16 protein-coding genes are annotated in these 17,694 nt (G+C 66.5%); 14 read left to right on the top strand and 2 right to left on the bottom strand.

Going from position 1 to position 17,694, the window contains the following annotated elements; genetic code table 11:
• Window positions 1-75: 75 nt before the first annotated feature.
• From V1Y59_RS01470 to V1Y59_RS01430, 9 genes are all read left to right on the top strand, one after another.
• Window positions 76-1,713, top strand: coding sequence for an aromatic/alkene/methane monooxygenase hydroxylase/oxygenase subunit alpha (locus tag V1Y59_RS01470; protein WP_330503048.1), 1,638 nt, complete (start codon window positions 76-78; stop codon window positions 1,711-1,713).
• Between the two features lie 302 nt (window positions 1,714-2,015).
• Window positions 2,016-3,056 carry a 2Fe-2S iron-sulfur cluster-binding protein gene (locus V1Y59_RS01465; protein ID WP_330432568.1) on the top strand — a complete coding sequence of 347 codons (1,041 nt, stop codon included), beginning with the start codon at window positions 2,016-2,018 and terminating at the stop codon, window positions 3,054-3,056.
• Window positions 3,057-3,082: 26 nt separating this feature from the next.
• Entirely contained in the window at window positions 3,083-4,189 is a 1,107-nt protein-coding gene (locus tag V1Y59_RS01460; protein WP_328712963.1) for an aromatic/alkene monooxygenase hydroxylase subunit beta, read from the top strand.
• A gap of 8 nt (window positions 4,190-4,197) precedes the next feature.
• Window positions 4,198-4,536 (top strand): propane 2-monooxygenase effector subunit MimD, encoded by a 339-nt coding sequence (gene mimD / locus V1Y59_RS01455; RefSeq protein ID WP_330432570.1) that lies wholly within the window; start codon window positions 4,198-4,200, stop codon window positions 4,534-4,536.
• Between the two features lie 90 nt (window positions 4,537-4,626).
• Complete coding sequence (locus V1Y59_RS01450) at window positions 4,627-5,673, top strand: amidohydrolase family protein (RefSeq protein ID WP_330503047.1); 1,047 nt, start codon at window positions 4,627-4,629, stop codon at window positions 5,671-5,673.
• A complete protein-coding gene (locus V1Y59_RS01445; protein WP_330503045.1) occupies window positions 5,670-6,437 on the top strand; it encodes an iron-sulfur cluster assembly protein in 768 nt (255 codons plus the stop codon). Before V1Y59_RS01450 ends, V1Y59_RS01445 begins: the two co-directional genes overlap by 4 nt.
• A complete protein-coding gene (locus tag V1Y59_RS01440) occupies window positions 6,434-7,459 on the top strand; it encodes an NAD(P)-dependent alcohol dehydrogenase (protein WP_266062310.1) in 1,026 nt (341 codons plus the stop codon). Before V1Y59_RS01445 ends, V1Y59_RS01440 begins: the two co-directional genes overlap by 4 nt.
• 33 nt (window positions 7,460-7,492) lie before the next feature.
• Window positions 7,493-9,157 carry a chaperonin GroEL gene (groL, locus tag V1Y59_RS01435; protein WP_330503044.1) on the top strand — a complete coding sequence of 555 codons (1,665 nt, stop codon included), beginning with the start codon at window positions 7,493-7,495 and terminating at the stop codon, window positions 9,155-9,157.
• 186 nt (window positions 9,158-9,343) lie between these two features.
• On the top strand, window positions 9,344-11,089 hold the full coding sequence (locus tag V1Y59_RS01430) for a sigma-54-dependent Fis family transcriptional regulator (protein WP_330503231.1): 1,746 nt from the start codon (window positions 9,344-9,346) through the stop codon (window positions 11,087-11,089).
• 8 nt (window positions 11,090-11,097) lie between these two features.
• On the opposite strand, the gene V1Y59_RS01425 is transcribed toward V1Y59_RS01430, so the two are convergent.
• Window positions 11,098-11,766, bottom strand: a complete 669-nt coding sequence (locus V1Y59_RS01425) for a DUF6891 domain-containing protein (protein WP_330503043.1) — start codon at window positions 11,764-11,766, stop codon at window positions 11,098-11,100.
• A gap of 159 nt (window positions 11,767-11,925) precedes the next feature.
• On the opposite strand from V1Y59_RS01425, the gene V1Y59_RS01420 reads away from it, so the two are divergent.
• The 5 genes from V1Y59_RS01420 (at window position 11,926) to V1Y59_RS01400 (ending at window position 16,837) form a co-directional block, all read left to right on the top strand.
• Complete coding sequence (locus tag V1Y59_RS01420) at window positions 11,926-12,582, top strand: class II aldolase/adducin family protein (RefSeq protein WP_330503042.1); 657 nt, start codon at window positions 11,926-11,928, stop codon at window positions 12,580-12,582.
• A complete protein-coding gene (locus V1Y59_RS01415; protein WP_330503041.1) occupies window positions 12,579-13,481 on the top strand; it encodes a carbohydrate kinase family protein in 903 nt (300 codons plus the stop codon). Before V1Y59_RS01420 ends, V1Y59_RS01415 begins: the two co-directional genes overlap by 4 nt.
• A gap of 109 nt (window positions 13,482-13,590) precedes the next feature.
• Window positions 13,591-14,001 (top strand): RidA family protein, encoded by a 411-nt coding sequence (locus V1Y59_RS01410; protein WP_330503040.1) that lies wholly within the window; start codon window positions 13,591-13,593, stop codon window positions 13,999-14,001.
• 199 nt (window positions 14,002-14,200) lie between these two features.
• Window positions 14,201-15,586 (top strand): FAD-binding oxidoreductase, encoded by a 1,386-nt coding sequence (locus V1Y59_RS01405; protein ID WP_330503039.1) that lies wholly within the window; start codon window positions 14,201-14,203, stop codon window positions 15,584-15,586.
• Between the two features lie 111 nt (window positions 15,587-15,697).
• Entirely contained in the window at window positions 15,698-16,837 is a 1,140-nt protein-coding gene (locus V1Y59_RS01400) for a LuxR C-terminal-related transcriptional regulator (protein WP_330503038.1), read from the top strand.
• Window positions 16,838-17,065: 228 nt separating this feature from the next.
• On the opposite strand, the gene V1Y59_RS01395 is transcribed toward V1Y59_RS01400, so the two are convergent.
• The gene (locus V1Y59_RS01395) at window positions 17,066-17,650 is read right to left on the bottom strand and encodes a TetR/AcrR family transcriptional regulator (RefSeq protein WP_330503037.1); all 585 of its coding nucleotides are present in this window, start codon (window positions 17,648-17,650) and stop codon (window positions 17,066-17,068) included.
• Window positions 17,651-17,694: the final 44 nt, after the last annotated feature.

The raw sequence follows: 17,694 nt of genomic DNA, 5'->3' as shown, positions 1-17,694 counted from the left end.
ATCACACGGTTACATCGGAGGCGCTCCAGCCCAGCAGGCCGGCACCTCGTCGGCCTTCTCACGAGGAGGCGCACATTGAGCAGGCAGAGCTTGACCAAAGCACATGCGAAGATCACCGAGTTGTCGTGGGAGCCCACCTTCGCGACGCCGGCGACCCGGTTCGGCACCGACTACACCTTCGAGAAGGCCCCGAAGAAGGACCCTCTCAAGCAGATCATGCGGTCCTACTTCCCGATGGAGGAGGAGAAGGACAATCGCGTCTACGGCGCCATGGACGGCGCCATCCGCGGCAACATGTTCCGGCAGGTCCAGGAGCGGTGGCTGGAATGGCAGAAGTTGTTCCTGTCGATCATCCCGTTTCCCGAGATCTCCGCAGCCCGCGCTATGCCGATGGCCATCGACGCGGTCCCCAATCCCGAGATTCACAACGGACTCGCCGTGCAGATGATCGACGAGGTTCGTCATTCGACGATCCAGATGAACCTCAAGAAGTTGTACATGAACAACTACATCGATCCGGCCGGCTTCGACATCACCGAGAAAGCGTTCGCCAACAACTACGCCGGCACCATCGGTCGACAGTTCGGCGAGGGATTCATCACCGGTGACGCCATCACCGCCGCCAACATCTACCTGACGGTCGTCGCCGAGACGGCATTCACCAACACGCTGTTCGTCGCCATGCCCGACGAGGCCGCCGCCAACGGTGACTACCTGCTGCCCACCGTGTTCCACTCGGTCCAGTCCGACGAGTCGCGGCACATCTCCAACGGCTACTCGATCCTGTTGATGGCCTTGGCCGACGAGCGCAATCGCCCGCTGCTCGAACGCGACCTGCGGTACGCCTGGTGGAACAACCACTGCGTCGTCGACGCCGCCATCGGCACGTTCATCGAGTACGGCACCAAGGACCGCCGCAAGGACCGGGAGAGCTACGCCGAGATGTGGCGGCGCTGGATCTACGACGACTACTACCGCAGTTATCTTCTGCCGCTGGAGAAGTACGGTCTCACGATCCCGCACGATCTGGTCGAGGAGGCGTGGAAGCGCATCGTCGACAAGCACTACGTGCACGAGGTCGCACGGTTCTTCGCCACCGGGTGGCCGGTCAACTACTGGCGCATCGACGCCATGACCGACAAGGACTTCGAGTGGTTCGAGGAGAAGTACCCCGGCTGGTACAACAAGTTCGGCAAGTGGTGGGAGAACTACAACCGTCTCGCCTACCCGGGTCGTAACAAGCCGATCGCCTTCGAGAATGTCGACTACGAGTACCCGCACCGCTGCTGGACCTGCATGGTGCCGTGCCTGATCCGTGAGGACATGGTCACCGACAAGGTCGACGGCCAGTGGCGCACCTACTGCTCGGAAACCTGCGCGTGGACCGACACCACCGCATTCCGCGGCGAGTACGAGGGCCGTGAGACACCGAACATGGGTCGCCTCACCGGTTTCCGTGAATGGGAGACGCTGCACCACGGCAAGGACCTCGCCGACATCATCAAGGACCTCGGGTACGTCCGCGACGACGGCAAGACGCTCATCCCGCAACCGCATCTGGATCTCGATCCGAAGAAGATGTGGACGCTGGACGACGTCCGCGGCAACACCTTCCAGAGTCCGAATGTGTTGCTGAACGAGATGTCGGACGCGGACCGGGAAGCCCATGTCGCGGCCTACCGGGCCAATCGCAACGGGGCCGTTCCCGCCTGAGGAAGGTGTTCGCCAGGCGACCCCATCGCCGGTCGAGTAGTCCGAGCCGCTAGGCGAGGACGTTATCGAGACCGCCGCACCAGGTCTCGATACGCCACTCACTCCGTTCGCGGCTACTCGACCAGCGAATTGGGGTCCACCAGCCCAACCGCCGGTCGCGGCTACTCGACCAGCAGACCCGAGACACCCGCCACTCGTCGCTGCTCGACTCCCAACCGCTGGTCGAGTAGCGGCGAGCGAGCGGAGCGAGCCCGGCGCGTATCGAGACCAAGCCACCACACATCCCACACACAGGAGAACCCGTGGCCGACACCCACCGCATCAACTTCGAACCCGTCGACATCGAGATGGAGGTCACCGAGGACGAGACGATTCTCGACGCCGCGTTCCGACAGGGCATCCACCTCATGCACGGATGTCGTGAAGGTCGGTGCTCGGCATGCAAGTCGTACATGCTCGACGGGGATGTCCAGATGGACGACTACTCGACGTTCGCGTGCAACGACGCCGAAGAGGCAGAGGGGTACGTACTCCTCTGCCGGACATACGCATACAGCGACTGCGACATCGAGCTGCTCAACTTCGACGAGGACGAGTTGCTCGGCGGCGCACCGATCCAGGATGTCCGCACCCGGGTCACCGCGATCGAACCGCTGACCCGCGACATCGTGTCCTTGCGGCTCGACGTCGTGGAACCCGCGGCATTCGAGTTCAAGTCCGGCCAGTACGTCGACCTCTTCGTCCCGGGCACCGACGAGAAGCGGTCGTTCTCCATCGCGACCACCCAGCAGACGCCGGACAAGCTCGAGTTCGTCATCAAGAAGTACGCAGGGGGCCTCTTCGCCGGCATGTTGGAGGAGGGACTCTCCGTCGGCGACGAGATCATGGTCAACGGCCCGTACGGGTCATGCACGCTGCGCAGCGGCCATGTGCTCCCGATCGTGGCCATCGGCGGCGGGGCCGGCATGGCCCCCCTGCTCTCGCTGCTGCGCCACATCAGCGAGAACGAGATCAACCGTCCGGTGCGCTTCTACTACGGCGCGCGGACCGCCGCCGACCTCTTCTATCTCGACGAGATCGCCTCTCTCGGTGCGAAGATCGCCGACTTCTCGTTCACCGCGTGCCTGTCGGAATCCATGGCCGACGTCGGTGACGGCGTGCACGTGGCCGAAGGCAACGTCACCGACATCGTCAAGGGATGCGAACCCGACCTAGCCCGAACGGAGGTGTATTTCTGCGGGCCGCCCCCGATGGTCGACGCCGCCTTGGCCCTCGCCGAGACGGCCGGAGTGCCCAGGGACCAGATCTTCTACGACAAGTTCACCAGCCCGGCTTTCGACTAGAAGCCCGAACGACAGGAACGAAAGGTATGTCCGCACCAACCGAACCGCGGGAACGCAGCTTCCCCTCCATCGAGTTCACCGACGCCGAGGCCGGCGCCAAGGAATTCCCGAGCAGCAAGAGCCGCAAGTACAACTACTATCAGCCGGCCAAGAAGCGTGCGACCACCTATGAGGACGTCACCGTCGACGTCCAGCCGGATCCGGAACGTCACCTGACACAAGGGTGGATCTATGGGTTCGGCGACGGACCGGGCGGTTACCCACAGGAATGGACGGCCGCCAAATCCAGCAACTGGCATGCCTTTCTCGATCCCAACGAGGAATGGGATCAGACGATCTACCGCAACAACTCGGCGGTCGTACACCAGGTGGACCTGTGCCTGCAGAACGCCAAACGCGCCCGCGCCTATGACGTGTGGAACAAGCCGTGGCTGAAGTTCATCGAACGCAACCTCGGTGCCTGGATGCACGCGGAGAACGGCCTCGCGCTCCATGTGTTCACCTCCATCCAGCGGTCCGGCCCGACCAACATGATCAACACCGCCGTCGCGGTCAATGCGGCCCACAAGATGCGATTCGCACAGGACCTGGCCCTGTTCAACCTCGACCTCGCTGAGGCGGAGGACGATTTCGACGGCAGCGCGCATCGTGATGTGTGGATGAACGCGCCCGAGTGGCAACCCGTGCGCGAGACGGTGGAGCGACTGACGGCGGTCGGCGACTGGTGCCAACTGCTGTTCGCGACCAACATCGTCTTCGAGCAACTGGTGGGTTCGCTGTTCCGTTCCGAACTCGTCATGCAGGTGGCCGCGGGCAACGGCGATTACATCACCCCCACCATCGTGGGCACCGGAGAGTACGACTACGACCGCGATCTCGCCTACACCCGCAACCTCTTCCGCATCCTCACCCGCGACGAGACCTACGGCGAGTCCAACAAGGCCCTGCTGAACGAGTGGATGGCCGTGTGGGTGCCGCGCTGTCTGGACGCGGCCCGGGCACTGCAACCGATCTGGTCGCAGCCGGCCGACAAGCCGGTCACCTTCGCCGCCAGCCTCGACGCCGCGATCGCCAAGTTCCGCAGCGTCCTCGAATCCATCGACGCCGACATCCCCGAGGAGTTGAACCAGTGAGCACCAGTATGCAATTCGGAGCCGAGACCGAGTTCTCCAACATGTGCGGTGTGACGCTCATGAATACGCCGATCGGCCGGGTCGTCGCCGACGTCATGGGCGCCAAGGACGGCGTGGAACTGACCGAGTACCCGTCGATGATCCGTGTCGACGGCGTCAACCGTCTCGATTTCGACTACGACGAACTGACCGACGCCCTCGGCCAGGACTTCGACGGATCGATCTTCGAGGAGATCAGCTCGACGCACTACGGACGCATGGTCCACCTCGACGACCGCACGATGCTGTTCGCCAGCCCGGAGGACGCCGCCGAGTTCATCGGTTTCGACCTGACCGCGTCCTCGTGAACCTCACCGCCCGGGGGTGACTCCCACATCCCCGGGCGGTGATCTCCACCCCGACCTGTTCCAGCCCAACAGAGAGAACGAGTGAGAAGCATGTACGAGAAGAACGGCGACAAGTACTTCATCGTCGACGGCCATGTCCACCTGTGGGATGGCCGCGAATCCAATCAGCGCAACATCCACGGCAAGCAGTTCATCGACTGCTTCTACGACTATCACAAGAACCTCAGCCCCGAGGAACAGGTGTGGGACTACGACACCTATTGCTACTACGGTGCAGACCAGCTGTGGAACGACCTGTTCGTCGACGGCCCGGTCGACCACGCCATCTTCCAGGCCACCATCCTGCGCGAGTTCTATGTGAACGGATTCGCCCAGGTCGACGACTCACTCAAACTGGCACAGGACAATCCGGGCAAACTGACCTACAACCACGCCTACGATCCGCGTGACGGCGAGCAGGGCCTGGTCCAACTCCGGCGCGACGCCGAGACCATGCAACTGCAGGGCGTCAAGCTCTACACCGCCGAATGGCACGGCGACTCACGCGGATACAAACTCGATGATCCGTGGTCGCGACGGTACCTCGAAGAATGTATCAACCTGGGTATCAAGAACATCCACGTGCACAAGGGGCCGACCATCCGGCCGCTGGACCGCGACGCCTTCGACGTCGCCGACGTCGACAAGGTGGCCACCGACTACCTCGATCTGAACTTCATCATCGAACACGTGGGTCTCCCCCGGTTGGAGGACTTCTGCTGGATCGCCACCCAGGAGTCGAACGTGTATGGCGGTCTTGCCGTGGCCATCCCGTTCATCCACACCCGCCCGCGCTACTTCGCCCAGATCATCGGCGAACTCCTGTACTGGATCGGCGAGGACAAGATCCTGTTCGCCTCCGACTACGCGCTGTGGACCCCGCAGTGGCTGGTGGAGCGATTCGTCGACTTCCAGATCCCCGAGGACATGACGGAGTACGCGCCCATCACCGTCGACCAGAAGAAGAAGATCCTGGGCCTCAACGCGGCCGCGTTGTATCCCAACATCGAAGTGCCAGAGGAGTTGCGAATCCCCACCGATGCCGCCGATCCAGGTGTGGAGGTCGCGGCCGGCGCCAAAGACGCGGTGAGCGCATGACCGCGGTGGCCGACGGGCCGGTGACCACCACGGTCACCGACGCCGTCCTCGCCGCGCTGGGCACGGTGGTCGATCCCGAGCTCGACGAACCGATCACCGACCTCAACTTCGTCCGCTCCATCCTGATCGACGACGACGGCGTCACCGTGCACCTACGGCTTCCCACGTCGTTCTGCTCACCCAATTTCGCCTATCTGATGGCCTCCGACGCACAGGACGCATTGCATCAGATCGACGACATCGGACTGGTCCGTGTGCTACTCGACGACCACCACGACAGCGACAAGATCAACGCCGGTCTGGCCGCGGAGGCGGGCTATGTGGGCACTTTCGGAGCGGAGGCCGACGACAGCCTCGACGAGCTACGGGAGATCTTCGTCCGCAAGGCACACACCGCCGCCATGGAGCGCTGCGTATCCGCGCTGCTGGCGTCCGGCGAGGTCACCATCGCCGACCTGGGGCATCTCACGGTGCGGGATCTGCCGCCGGGGCCGGCGAAAGCCGCGCTGCTACGCCGTCGGGTGAACGCTGGACTGAGCCTGTGCCCCAACAGTCTTGTCCTCGTCGATGACGACGGCCATCCCGTCGCACGCGACGACATCGCCATGGCCCTGCGCTTTGCCCGATCGGTCCGGATCTCCATCGAGGGCAACGGGCATTTCTGCCGAGGCCTGTTGGCCACCCGATACGCCGACGACGCCGACTGCGATGGCCGCAGCGGCCCGGTCATCACCGACCTGCGATCGCCGAGGAGAACATCATGAAAGCCGTCCAGGTGGTCGGATACCACGACAAGCTACAGCTCACCGACATCCCCGATCCGGAGATCACCGGCCCCCTCGATGTGATCGTGAAGATCGGCGGGGCCGGGGTGTGCCGCACCGATCTGCACATCCTGGAAGGCCAGTGGGCCGAGAAGAGCCAAGTGACGTTGCCGTACACGATCGGCCACGAGAACGCCGGTTGGGTGCATGCGGTCGGTGATGCCGTCACCAATGTGGCCGTCGGCGACACCGTCATCCTGCACCCGCTCATCACCTGCGGATTGTGTCGGGCCTGCCGCGATGGCGACGACGTGCATTGTGAGAACAGCGATTTCCCTGGAATCGACACCGACGGTGGCTACGCAGAGTATCTGAAGACAACCGCACGCAGTGTCGTCCGCATCAACGACTCACTGCAGCCGTCGGATGTGGCGGCACTGGCCGATGCCGGCCTCACCGCCTACCACGCCGCGGCGAAGGTCGCGCGGATGACCCGGCCCGGCGACACCTGTGTGGTGATCGGCGCGGGCGGTCTGGGCCACATCGGCATCCAGGTGCTCGACGCCATCTCGGGAGTCACCATCGTCGTCGTCGACCGCAACCCGGCCGCAGTGGAATTGGCGGTCGAGGTCGGGGCGCATCACGGCATCGTCGCCGACGGCACACATGTGCAGCAGATCCTCGAGATGACCGGCGGTCACGGTGCCGAGGCAGTACTGGACTTCGTCGGCGAGGGCGGCGCCACCGCGGAAGGCATCGCGATGTTACGTCGGGCCGGCAACTACTTCGTCGTCGGATACGGCGAGAACATCGACGTCCCCACCATCGACGTCATCTCCACGGAGATCAACTTCATCGGCAATCTCGTCGGGTCCTACAACGACCTGACGGAGCTGATGACCCTGGCCGCCCAGGGCAAGGTCACGTTGCACACGACCAAATATGCCCTCGACGACTATCAGCAGGCGATCGACGACCTCGACGCCGGCCGAGTGCGTGGTCGCGCCATCCTCATCCCCTGATCCCCAACACAATTCACGAAAGGCAGTGACACCATGGCCAAAGAGTTGCGCTACAACGCCGAAGCGCGGCTACGGCTGGAACGGGGCGTCAACGCCCTGGCAGACGCAGTCAAGGTGACCCTCGGACCGAAGGGCCGCAACGCGGTCCTCGAGAAGCTCACCGGCCCACCCACCATCACCAACGACGGGGTCACCATCGCCCGGGAGATCCAACTGCGAGATCCCTTCGCCAACATGGGCGCCCAGTTGGTCAAAGAAGTCGCCATGAAGACCAACGGGGTGGTCGGCGACGGCACCACCACCGCCACGGTGCTGGCGCAGGCCATGGTCCGCGAAGGCCTACGTGCCGTCGATCAGGGCGCCAACCCGATGCGCGTCCGCCGCGGTATCGAACGAGCGGTCGCCGCCGTGATCGACGCGCTGACCGATCAGGCCGTGCAGATCGGCGGCCGCGCCGATCTCGAACGGATCGCCAGTCTGGCCGCCAGCGACGACGAGGTCATCGGCGCGGTGATCGCGTCGGCTGTCGAGCATGTCGGCCGCACCGGTGTGATCACCACCGAGGAGAGCGACGCCCTCGGACTGTCCGTCGACGTGGTCGACGGGATCGAGTTCGACCACGGCTACATCTCCGGCTACATGGTCACCGACCACGAACGCATGGAGGCCGTCCTCGACAACCCGGTCGTGCTGCTGACGAACAAGAAGATCACCTCGGTGCAGGAGATCATGCCCGCCGTCGAGTCGGCCAAGCGTGCCGACCGGCCGCTGCTGGTCCTGGCCGAGGAGGTCGACGGTCCTGCCCTGCAACTGCTGGTCGGCGGCAACATGCACAAGACGATGCAATCGGTGGTGGTGCGAGCCCCCGGTTTCGGACACCGGCGGGTCGCCGAACTCGAGGACCTCGCGATAGCGCTCGGCGGGCAGGTGATCGCCAAGGACACCGGACTCGAGCTCTCGGAGGTCTCGCTCGAGCTTCTGGGCACCTGCGACCGGGTCACGGTCACCGAGAACGAGACCACGATCGTCGGCGCGCATGGCGACCAGTCGATGGTCGACGCACGAGTCGGGCAGCTCGAGGCACAGTTCGGTCGGGCGCGCATCGATGCCGACCGCGACAGTCTGGAGCTCCGGGTCGCCCGGCTCACCGGTCGAGTCGCGGTGATCCGGGTCGGGGGCGTCACCAGCGTCGAACTCAAGGAACGCATGCTCCGCGTCGAGGACGCGCTGGCTGCCACGCGAGCGGCCGTCGAGGCCGGGATCGTGTCCGGCGGCGGCACCGCCCTCGCCCAGGCGCACCGGGCACTCGAATCCCTCACCGCCGACGGTGACGGGGACATGAGGGACGACGCGGTGGGCATCGACGTGGTGCGGCGCTCTCTGGCCGAGCCGCTGTTCTGGATCGCGACGAACGCCGGATTCGACGGAGACGAGGTCGTCAAGGTCGTGACGGGTCTGCCGATCGGGCACGGGTTCAACGCCCTCACCGGTGGATACGGCGACATGTTCGACGAAGGGGTGATCGATCCGTGCAAGGTGACGCGGGCTGCACTGGAGAGTGCCGCGTCGATCGCCGCCCTGCTGATCACCACCGAGACAGCGGTGGTCGAGGAGGTTCTCGGCAATCCCGGTGCGATCGACGCGCCCGGTTTCGGCGATCTCGCGGAGGGGATGGTGAGGCCCTCGAACATCTACTGATCCGCTGTTCCCCGATGAGCTGGGCCGGTCGTGATCCGAACGACAGCGTTCGCGGCGTTGATCGCGACCGGCCCTTCCGGGCCGCCGAGCTCGGTTAGACTCGTGACCGATGTGAGATCCACATCACAAGGGAGTTCGTTTTCTGTGAGTTCTCAGCCCACTTCACAGTCCGGCACGCCCACCGCGATGGCGACGGCGCGTGAACGCTTCCTGTCCGACGACAACATCGCCGCCGGAGTTCGGGACAGCATCTCCACCTCGTGGCGCCGATCCCGGGCCTTCAACGTGCATGCCGACCGCCTCGAGTTGCCGTTCGTCCGCGAGCCCAATCTCGAGAGTCCGCTCGTCACCGCGGCAAGGCCGGTCATCCGGCAGCTGGCCGATGACCTGAGTGCGGAGCCGGTCAGCATCATCCTGACATCGCCCGACGGGGTCGTGCTCTCGAGGGCGACCGCGCACCGGCCGCTGGGACGAATGCTCGACGACGTCAGTCTGGCTCCCGGTTACAGCTACAGCGAGGAACACGCCGGCACCAACGGGATCGGAACCGCACTGGAGAATCGCCAGGCCACTCTGGTCCGCGGGTCCGAACACTACGCCGGGGTCCTCGCCGACCTGTCCTGTGCGGGCGTGCCGATCGTGCACCCGGTATCCGGGGCGTGCGTCGGCGCTCTCGACCTCACCGGGCTGGCCGACGACGGCGGTCCGTTGTTGCTGTCGTTGGCGAAGTCGGCGACCGCGCAGATCGAGCAACGCATGCTGTCTCAGGCAAGCGAACGCGAGTCACGGCTGCTCAACGCCTACTTGGCCACCTGTCGGCGCGCTCCGCAGATGATGGTGCTGGCCATCGCGGGCGAGGTCGTCCTGATGAATCAGCGGTTGCGGCTGGCCATCGACCCGCAGGATCAGATCTCCTTACTCGAGCACGCGGTCGATCAGACCGTCGACGCAACGATGTCCCGACGGGTCGGCACGATGGCCAGCGGCCGCGTCGCTCGGCTCTCCCCGGTGCCGGAGTACTGGGATGCCTCCGCGGGCATGGCGATCTTCCACGTTCACCTCATCGACGGCCACGACCGATTCGAACCGGCGGCGACGCAGCGGCGACGTGGTTCGGCGCTCCCCGGCGTCGTCGGCCGGAGCTCGTCGTGGCGGCAGTCCTGTGATCGCGTGGTCCGCTACACCAGAGACGGAGAGTGGATCGCGGCATCCGGCGAGACCGGCACCGGACGGTCCACCGTGCTGCGGGCCGGCGCGGCGCTCACCCGAGGCAATGTCCGGGTGTTCACGGGTGCGGATCTGCGGGTACCGGAATCGCTCGATGCGCTCGACGCGGAACTGGACCGCGACGACTTCAGTGTCGTCCTGCGCGACATCGACACCCTCGACGGGCCGACGCTGGCACACATCGCGGACATGCTCCAAGGCCGCGAAGGCGCGGGCTGGGTGGGCGTGACGGTCGGCGAGGTGACCGTGGATGCGCTGCACGAAGCCGACGCGGCAGCGATCCTGTTGCCGTTCTTCACCCATACCGTCCCGATACCGCCGTTGCGGCACCGGATCGAAGACCTCCACGACCTGATCCCGACGCTGCTGCGCCAGCTGACGCGCGGACGCGAACTCACCGTCTCGTCGGCGGCCATGCGTCAGCTCAGCAAGTACAGCTGGCCCGGGAACATCGCCGAACTCCGACAGATCCTGCGGGAGATGGTGAGCCATCAACGCTCCGGCGTGATCGACGTCAACCAGCTCCCGCCGTCGTGTCGCACGCTGAGCCGCCATACCCTCACGCGGATCGAGGCACTCGAGCGCGACGCCATCGTTCGCAGTCTGGAGGAGAACGGCGGCAACAAGCCGACCGCCGCGGCCGCGCTGGGTATCTCACGGGCGACGATCTACCGGAAGATCAAGGAGTTCGGCATCGACGTGTGACCCCGTGATCACGACATGGCGTTCTGCGGCAACGGCTTTCGCCACGCGGTGATCCGGACGCCGATGGCATCGAAGCGCGAGCCCGACCATTCGACGTCCAGGTCATGTCTGCGCAGGACATCCACGATCTGTTCGGCCAGCAACGTCTCCGTCTGTTCGTAGGCGAGGTGCTCGGCGTCGGCGTCGCCGTCGGACATCGCGTCGAGCACCGAATCCGGCAACGATTCGTGCGGGCGGAACCCGCTGTAGGTGAGGTGCAGCAGGGGCTCGTCGTCGGCGAGGTGCTCGGCGTCCTGTTCGTCGAAGAACACATACGCCCACTCGCGGAACTTGTACCAGTCGGCCCGATCGGGCGCAGGCGTGCGTTCCTCGTCGATGAGAGCGGTCGCGCAGCGCGCACAGCAGGCGTAGTTCATCCGGGCGAGGACCCCGATGTCGTCGAGCTCGTCGAACGCCGCGCGCAGCCGGCCGTAGTCTCCGGTGTCGGGCCAGTCGGTCTCCTCGGCGGCGCGAACGGCCCACATGTCCTGCACCGCGGCCACGGCTTCGTCGGGTGAACCGCCGGTGTCCTCGGCCCAATCACGCGCGTCCGACTCCAGTTCACCGAGCTCGTGAAAACCCGCCACCAGGCGCGGCCTGATCATCTGCCGTAGATCTGTGAGACTCGCTGCTCGCATGACGCTCCCATCCGTGTGCCCTCGACGGAGTTTGGACGCACATGCCCGCGCGGCGGTTCCACGATCACCGGAGTTCGTTCGTTCGGACGACCGCGAGCACTGTGCCGGCATGCACCGCCACCACCTCGCGGGCACCCGGTGTGCCGTACGCTCACCGACGTGCGGTTCACCGAGGAGCGAACGGATCTGGCGGCTGCGGCGCACCGATTGGATCGCGCCGGGATGACCCACGGGTCCGGCGGGAACCTCTCGGTCCGCGTCGGCGACCACGTCATCCTGACACCGTCGGGTTCCCGGCTCGCCGACGTCACGCCCGAACAGATGGTCGTGGTCGATCTCGACGGCGTGATCGTCGGGGACACCGAGTACGCCCCGACCTCTGAACTTCGCATCCACCTCGACGTCTACCGACACACCGCCGCGACAGCCGTGGCGCACGCCCATCCCGTCGCGTCGATCGCGGTCGCCAACATCGTCGACGAACTGCCCGTCGTCCACTACACCGCGGCAATGCTCGGCGGGACGATCCGCGTGGCGCCCTACGCTGTGTTCGGCAGCGACGAGCTGCGCGACGGTGTCACCGCAGCGCTGTCGGAGCGCACCGCCGCACTGATGCGCAACCACGGCTCGGTGGCGTTCGGAGACGACCTCGAGATGGCCTGCGAGCGCATCGAACTCGTCGACTGGCTGGCCGACGTGTACCTGCGATCCGCGGCCGTCGCACCACCGGCGACACTGACCCACGACGACATCGTCGAGGTGATCGTGACCGCGACGCAACGCCACTACTCGCCGTTCCCCAGGAGGAAAGCATGAGAGTCGCCACCTTCGGTGCCCACGTCCTCGACGTGCTCGCACAACCCGTCGACGAGATCCCCGACGGGCAGGGCGCGGCCCTCGTCCAGAGCATCCGGATGTCGGCGGCCGGACCTGCCGGTGGCACCGCGCTGACCCTGGCCAAGCTCGGCGTCGACACCCACACGGTCGGCGCGATCGGCGCCGACGATCCCGGCGATCTGCTCGTCACGATGCTCGCCCGATTCGGGGTCGACACCAGCCATCTGGTGCGAGTCGGACAGCCGACGTCGATGAGCATGCTGCCCATCCGCAGCAACGGTGACCGACCGGCGCTGCACCAGCCGGGCGCCAATCTCGCCTACCCTCTCGGTGACGCCCCGCTCGAGCTGCTGACCGGGATGGATCACGTCCACATCGGCGCCCCCGAACTCCTCAATCCGCCGGAACTGGCGCCGTTGCTCGCCGACATCCGGGCGGCCGGCACCACGATCTCCGCCGACATCCTCGCCGACGGCGACCCCGGCCTGCTCGCCTGGATCGAACCGGTTCTGCCCCACCTCGACTATCTGCTCCCCAACGACGACCAGGTACGCGGATTCACCGGTGAGGACGACCTCGTCACGGGTTGCCGACGGCTCATCGACCGTGGCGTCGCCTGCGTGGTACCCACCGCAGGCGCCGACGGTGCGTACGTGGTGACCGCCGACGACGCCGAGCACGCCGCCGCCCGCGAGGTCGTCGTCGTCGACACCAGCGGGTGCGGCGACGCGTTCTCGGCGGGCTTCATCGCCGCGCGAGGTCATGACCGGAGCCTGCTCGAGGCAGCCGAAATCGGTTGTGCGGTGGCCGGAATCGTCGCCACCGGGCTCGGCTCCGACCACGGCGACATCACCTGGGAGGGTGTCGCCGCCCGCTGATCGCGGCGCGGCCCAGATCTGACGTCGGACCCACCCCCAGAATTCTGGGTGAGGAAGTTCCCGGCGACGCGGGATGGGAAATGTTGTGCACACGGGCGAATCTCGATACATGAGCACACCAACACCCACCACCGTACGAATCAACCCGTCCCGCTGGAACGCCCAGTTCCGCTTCGACCATGCGCAGTTGCGGCCGGCGCCGCGCGAGGTCCTCACCATCGCCGGTCAGGCCTCCGTCGACAACGACGGCACCGTTCTGCATGAAGGTGACGTCGGAGCGCAGCTCTCGCTGGCGATGCACCACATCGAGGAGATCCTCGCGACGGCGGACATGACGCTCGCCGACGTCTTCATGCTGACCATCTATTCGACCGACATCCCCGCGACACTCGCCGCGTACGAGGCATTGACCGAACGCCTCGACGCGCATGGCGCCACCCCTCCCGCCGCACTGATCGGCGTCGCCGCCCTCGCCCTGCCGGGCCTCGCCATCGAGATCACGGCGCAGGCCGGGCGCTGAGCGTCCGAGGTCTCGATACGCCCTCGGCTAGCGAGTAGTGGCGCCCCTTTTCTTCGCTGGTCGAGTAGCGCGAGGCGCTAGCCGAGCGCGTATCGAGACCTCTCTTCCGCCGGCCGAGCACCCCTTTCTCGCTAGCCGAGCGCGTATCGAGACCAGCATCCACACCCCACTCCCCCAACCCATCTCACAGGAGAAATCCATGTCCCTCACCACCCCCGAAGAACACACCCCGCCGTCGACCACCGCGGCCGTCGCACAGCTCGACGCCGTCGTCGCCGGCCCGGTCCTGACGCCCGATGACGCCGACTTCGCCGCCGAACTGGCGGGCTTCAATGTCGCCGGCGTCCCCGTTCCGGCGCTCGTCGTCGGCGCCACGTCCGCCGCGGATGTCGCCGAGGCGGTCCGATACGCCCGGGCCAACGGCATGCGTGTCGGTGTACGCGCCACCGGGCACGGCCCGGTGATCGACGGCCAGGGCTACCTCACCATCACCACCTCCCGGATGACCGACCTCCACGTGGATTCGGTCGCCAAGACCGCCCGGGTCGGAGCCGGCGTGCGGTGGCGTGATGTTCTCGCGGCGACCGCACCCCACGGCCTGACCGGCCTGGTCGGTTCGTCGTCGTCGGTCGGGGTGGTCGGCTACACGCTCGGCGGCGGTCTCAGTCCGCTCGGGCGGCAGTTCGGCTTCGCGGCCGACCGCGTCCGCCGCATCGAGGTGGTGACCGCCGACGGCACCATCCGCACCGTCGACGCCGGCGCCGGATCCGACCTGTTCTGGGCGCTGCTCGGCGGACGGGACGGCTGCGGCATCGTCACCGCCATCGAGTTCGACCTCGTCGAACTCGCCACGATCTACGGTGGCGGCATCTTCTTCGCCGGCGCGGCCGCCGCAGAGGTGCTCCACGCGTGGCGGGAGTGGGCACCGTCGCTGCCCGACGCCGCGGGTACCTCGATCGCCATCCTGCGGCTACCGCCGGACCCGACGCTGCCGCCGCCGCTGCAGGGACAGACCGCTGTGCACCTGCGTTTCACCTACACCGGCGACCCCGCGGTGGGCGCCCAGCTGCTCGCCCCGATGCGCGACGCCGGCCCGGTGCTGCTGCAGAACGTCGACGTGATGCCGGTCGCGGCGATGGATGCGGTGCACATGGACCCGCCCGGCCCGTTGCCGAGCATGGAACGCGGATGTGGCCTGGCCGACCTACCCGCTCAGGCGGTCGACGCGCTGCTGGCGGTCGCCGGACCGCAGGTGCCGAGCCCGCTGGCCATCATCGAGATCCGTTTACTGGGCGGCGAACTGGTCAGACCGCAAGGAGTGGAGAACGCGGTGACCGGGCGCGGGGCCGCCTACGGATTGCTCGCCGTCGGGGTGCCGGCCGGCCCGCTGGGCGATCAGGCGCCGGCGCACGTGGCGGCGGTCAACGGTGCGGTCGCGCCATGGGCGACCTCGGGTGTCCTCAACTTCGCGGGCCAGACCCCCGCCGCCGAACTGTCCACGCTGTGGTCTGCCGACGACTGGTCCCGGCTCGCCGAGATCCGGCGTCGGCACGACCCCGACGGGATGTTCACGCGGATCGGGTGAACCAACTGCGGATGGGTCGCGGGGATGTCCCGCGGCCCATCTGCACGACCGGGGCGCGTCCCCCACTTATCTGGGATGGACAGATGACCTGCAGAAACGGAGAATCATCGCATGACGCGAAGTCTGGCTGCCGAGCGGGTGCGCAGCGATGTCGACGTGCTCGCCCGCGCCGGGCTCGGAGTGTGCGACTTCATCGGTGAGGCCGTCGAATCAATCACCCGAGCGGTCCCCCACGCCGCGGCGTGCATGGCCACCGTCGACCCGAACACGCTGCTGCTGACCGGCGCACGGAAATACGGCAGCCTCCTCGGTCGCAACGACCACGACGACGAGTGGGGCCTGATCGAGTACGGGATGACCGAGTCGTCGTCGTTCCGGGAACTCGCGATGTCGGGCGTCGACGCCGTCGGCATGCACCAGTTGACCTCCGGTGAGACCCGCCGCTCGCACCGGATGGCCGAGTTCATGGCGCCGATCTTCGACTTCACCGACGAGGCACGCGTCATCCTGCGCGACGGCGAGCAGGTGTGGGGTGCGCTGGCCATCTTCCGCGAAACCGGCGCGTCGGCGTTCACGACCGACGAGGTCGACTTCCTGCGCACGGTGTCCCAGCCGCTGGCGAGAGGGGTGCGCACCGGCCTGCTGGCCACCGTGATCGCCGAGCCGCAAACGCAGCCGTCCGGCCCCAGTGTGCTCATCGTCGACGGCTGCGACCAGGTGATCCAGATGAGCGCAGGAACCGATGGTCGCCTCGACGACCTGTTGGCGGGCAACAACAGTGGCGCCGCGACGTCGGTCATCACCGCTCTCGTCGGCGCGGCCCGCCGCTACGGCCGGGGCGAGACGAACGTGCCTCCCCGACTACGGGTTCGTGGTGCGTCCGGTATGTGGCTGGTGGTGCACGCCTCCCCACTGTCGAACACCGATGGCCGCGTCGGCGAGGTCGTCGTCACCATCGAAGAGGCCCGACCACCCGAGATCGTGCCCCTCGTCGTCGCGGCGTTCGGCCTGACCTCCCGCGAACGCGACGTCACCCAGATGGTGCTGCAAGGCGTGGCGACCAAGGACATCGCCACGACCCTGCACGTCTCCGCCTACACGGTGCAGGACCACCTCAAGTCCATCTTCGACAAAGCCGGCGTCCGCAGCCGCCGGGAACTCATCGCGCGCGTCTACTTCGACCAGTACGCACCCCGGATGAACGAGCCCCTACTGCCGTCGGGTTCGTTCGGCGCCACGCCGACGGGATAGCGCACAGCCGCCTCGCCCCCCCGCCGACAGAACCCCGAATCCCGCCGACAGAACCCGAAAATGCGCCGACGGAACCCAGAACTTCGTCGACAGCATCGCGATCGACCGTGACCTCCGCATCGAGACTCCGCGGTGCGAGCATCTGCACAGGCACATCGGAGAGCCTGAGGATTCACTCAGGCCGACGACGGGTTCTGTCGGCGGGATCTCGGGTTCCGTCGGCGCGGGTCAGCGGACCATTCGGATGGCCAGGTCTCCGTAGGTGCGTCCCAGCACGACGGGATCGCGGTGGGTGCGTGAGGGGAACCATCGGCACACATCGACGCACAACGACGACAACGCGAGGACGGCATCGTCGGCGGCACCGACCGTGAACTCGCCGGAGGCGATCCCGCGTCGCACGATCTCGGCCAGCACCTCGGTGGTCTCGCGCCGGATGGCCGTGATGGTCCGGTAATGCTCGCGGGTCAGGCCGTGCAATTCGTACTGCACGACTTTCGCAAGCTCGTGGTGCTCGGCCTGCCACCGAGCGAACTCCTCGACGACGACGCGCAATCGTTCGCTGTCGGGCAGGTCACTGTCATCGACCGCCCGCATCGCCGCCAGGACCCCTCGGTGACCGTCCAGCGCGATCGCGTAGAGCAACTCTTCCTTCGACCGGTAGTGCGGGTACATCGCGGCAGCGCTCATGTTCAATCGCTTCGCGATCTGCCGGGTGGAGGTACCGCCGTAGCCGACCTCGGCGAACGATGCAATCGCCGCCTGTCGGATACGTTCGGCCGCGGCGGACTCGCCGGTGCGCGTCACGGTCATCGGACACCTCCCTCGACCTCGGTCCCATTGACCGGATCACCCCG

This window comes from Gordonia prachuapensis, assembly GCF_036350515.1.
Taxonomy (GTDB): Bacteria; Actinomycetota; Actinomycetes; order Mycobacteriales; family Mycobacteriaceae; genus Gordonia; species Gordonia prachuapensis.
Note: the sequence above shows the minus strand (reverse complement) of the source record. Positions and strands in the feature narration are given on the sequence as shown.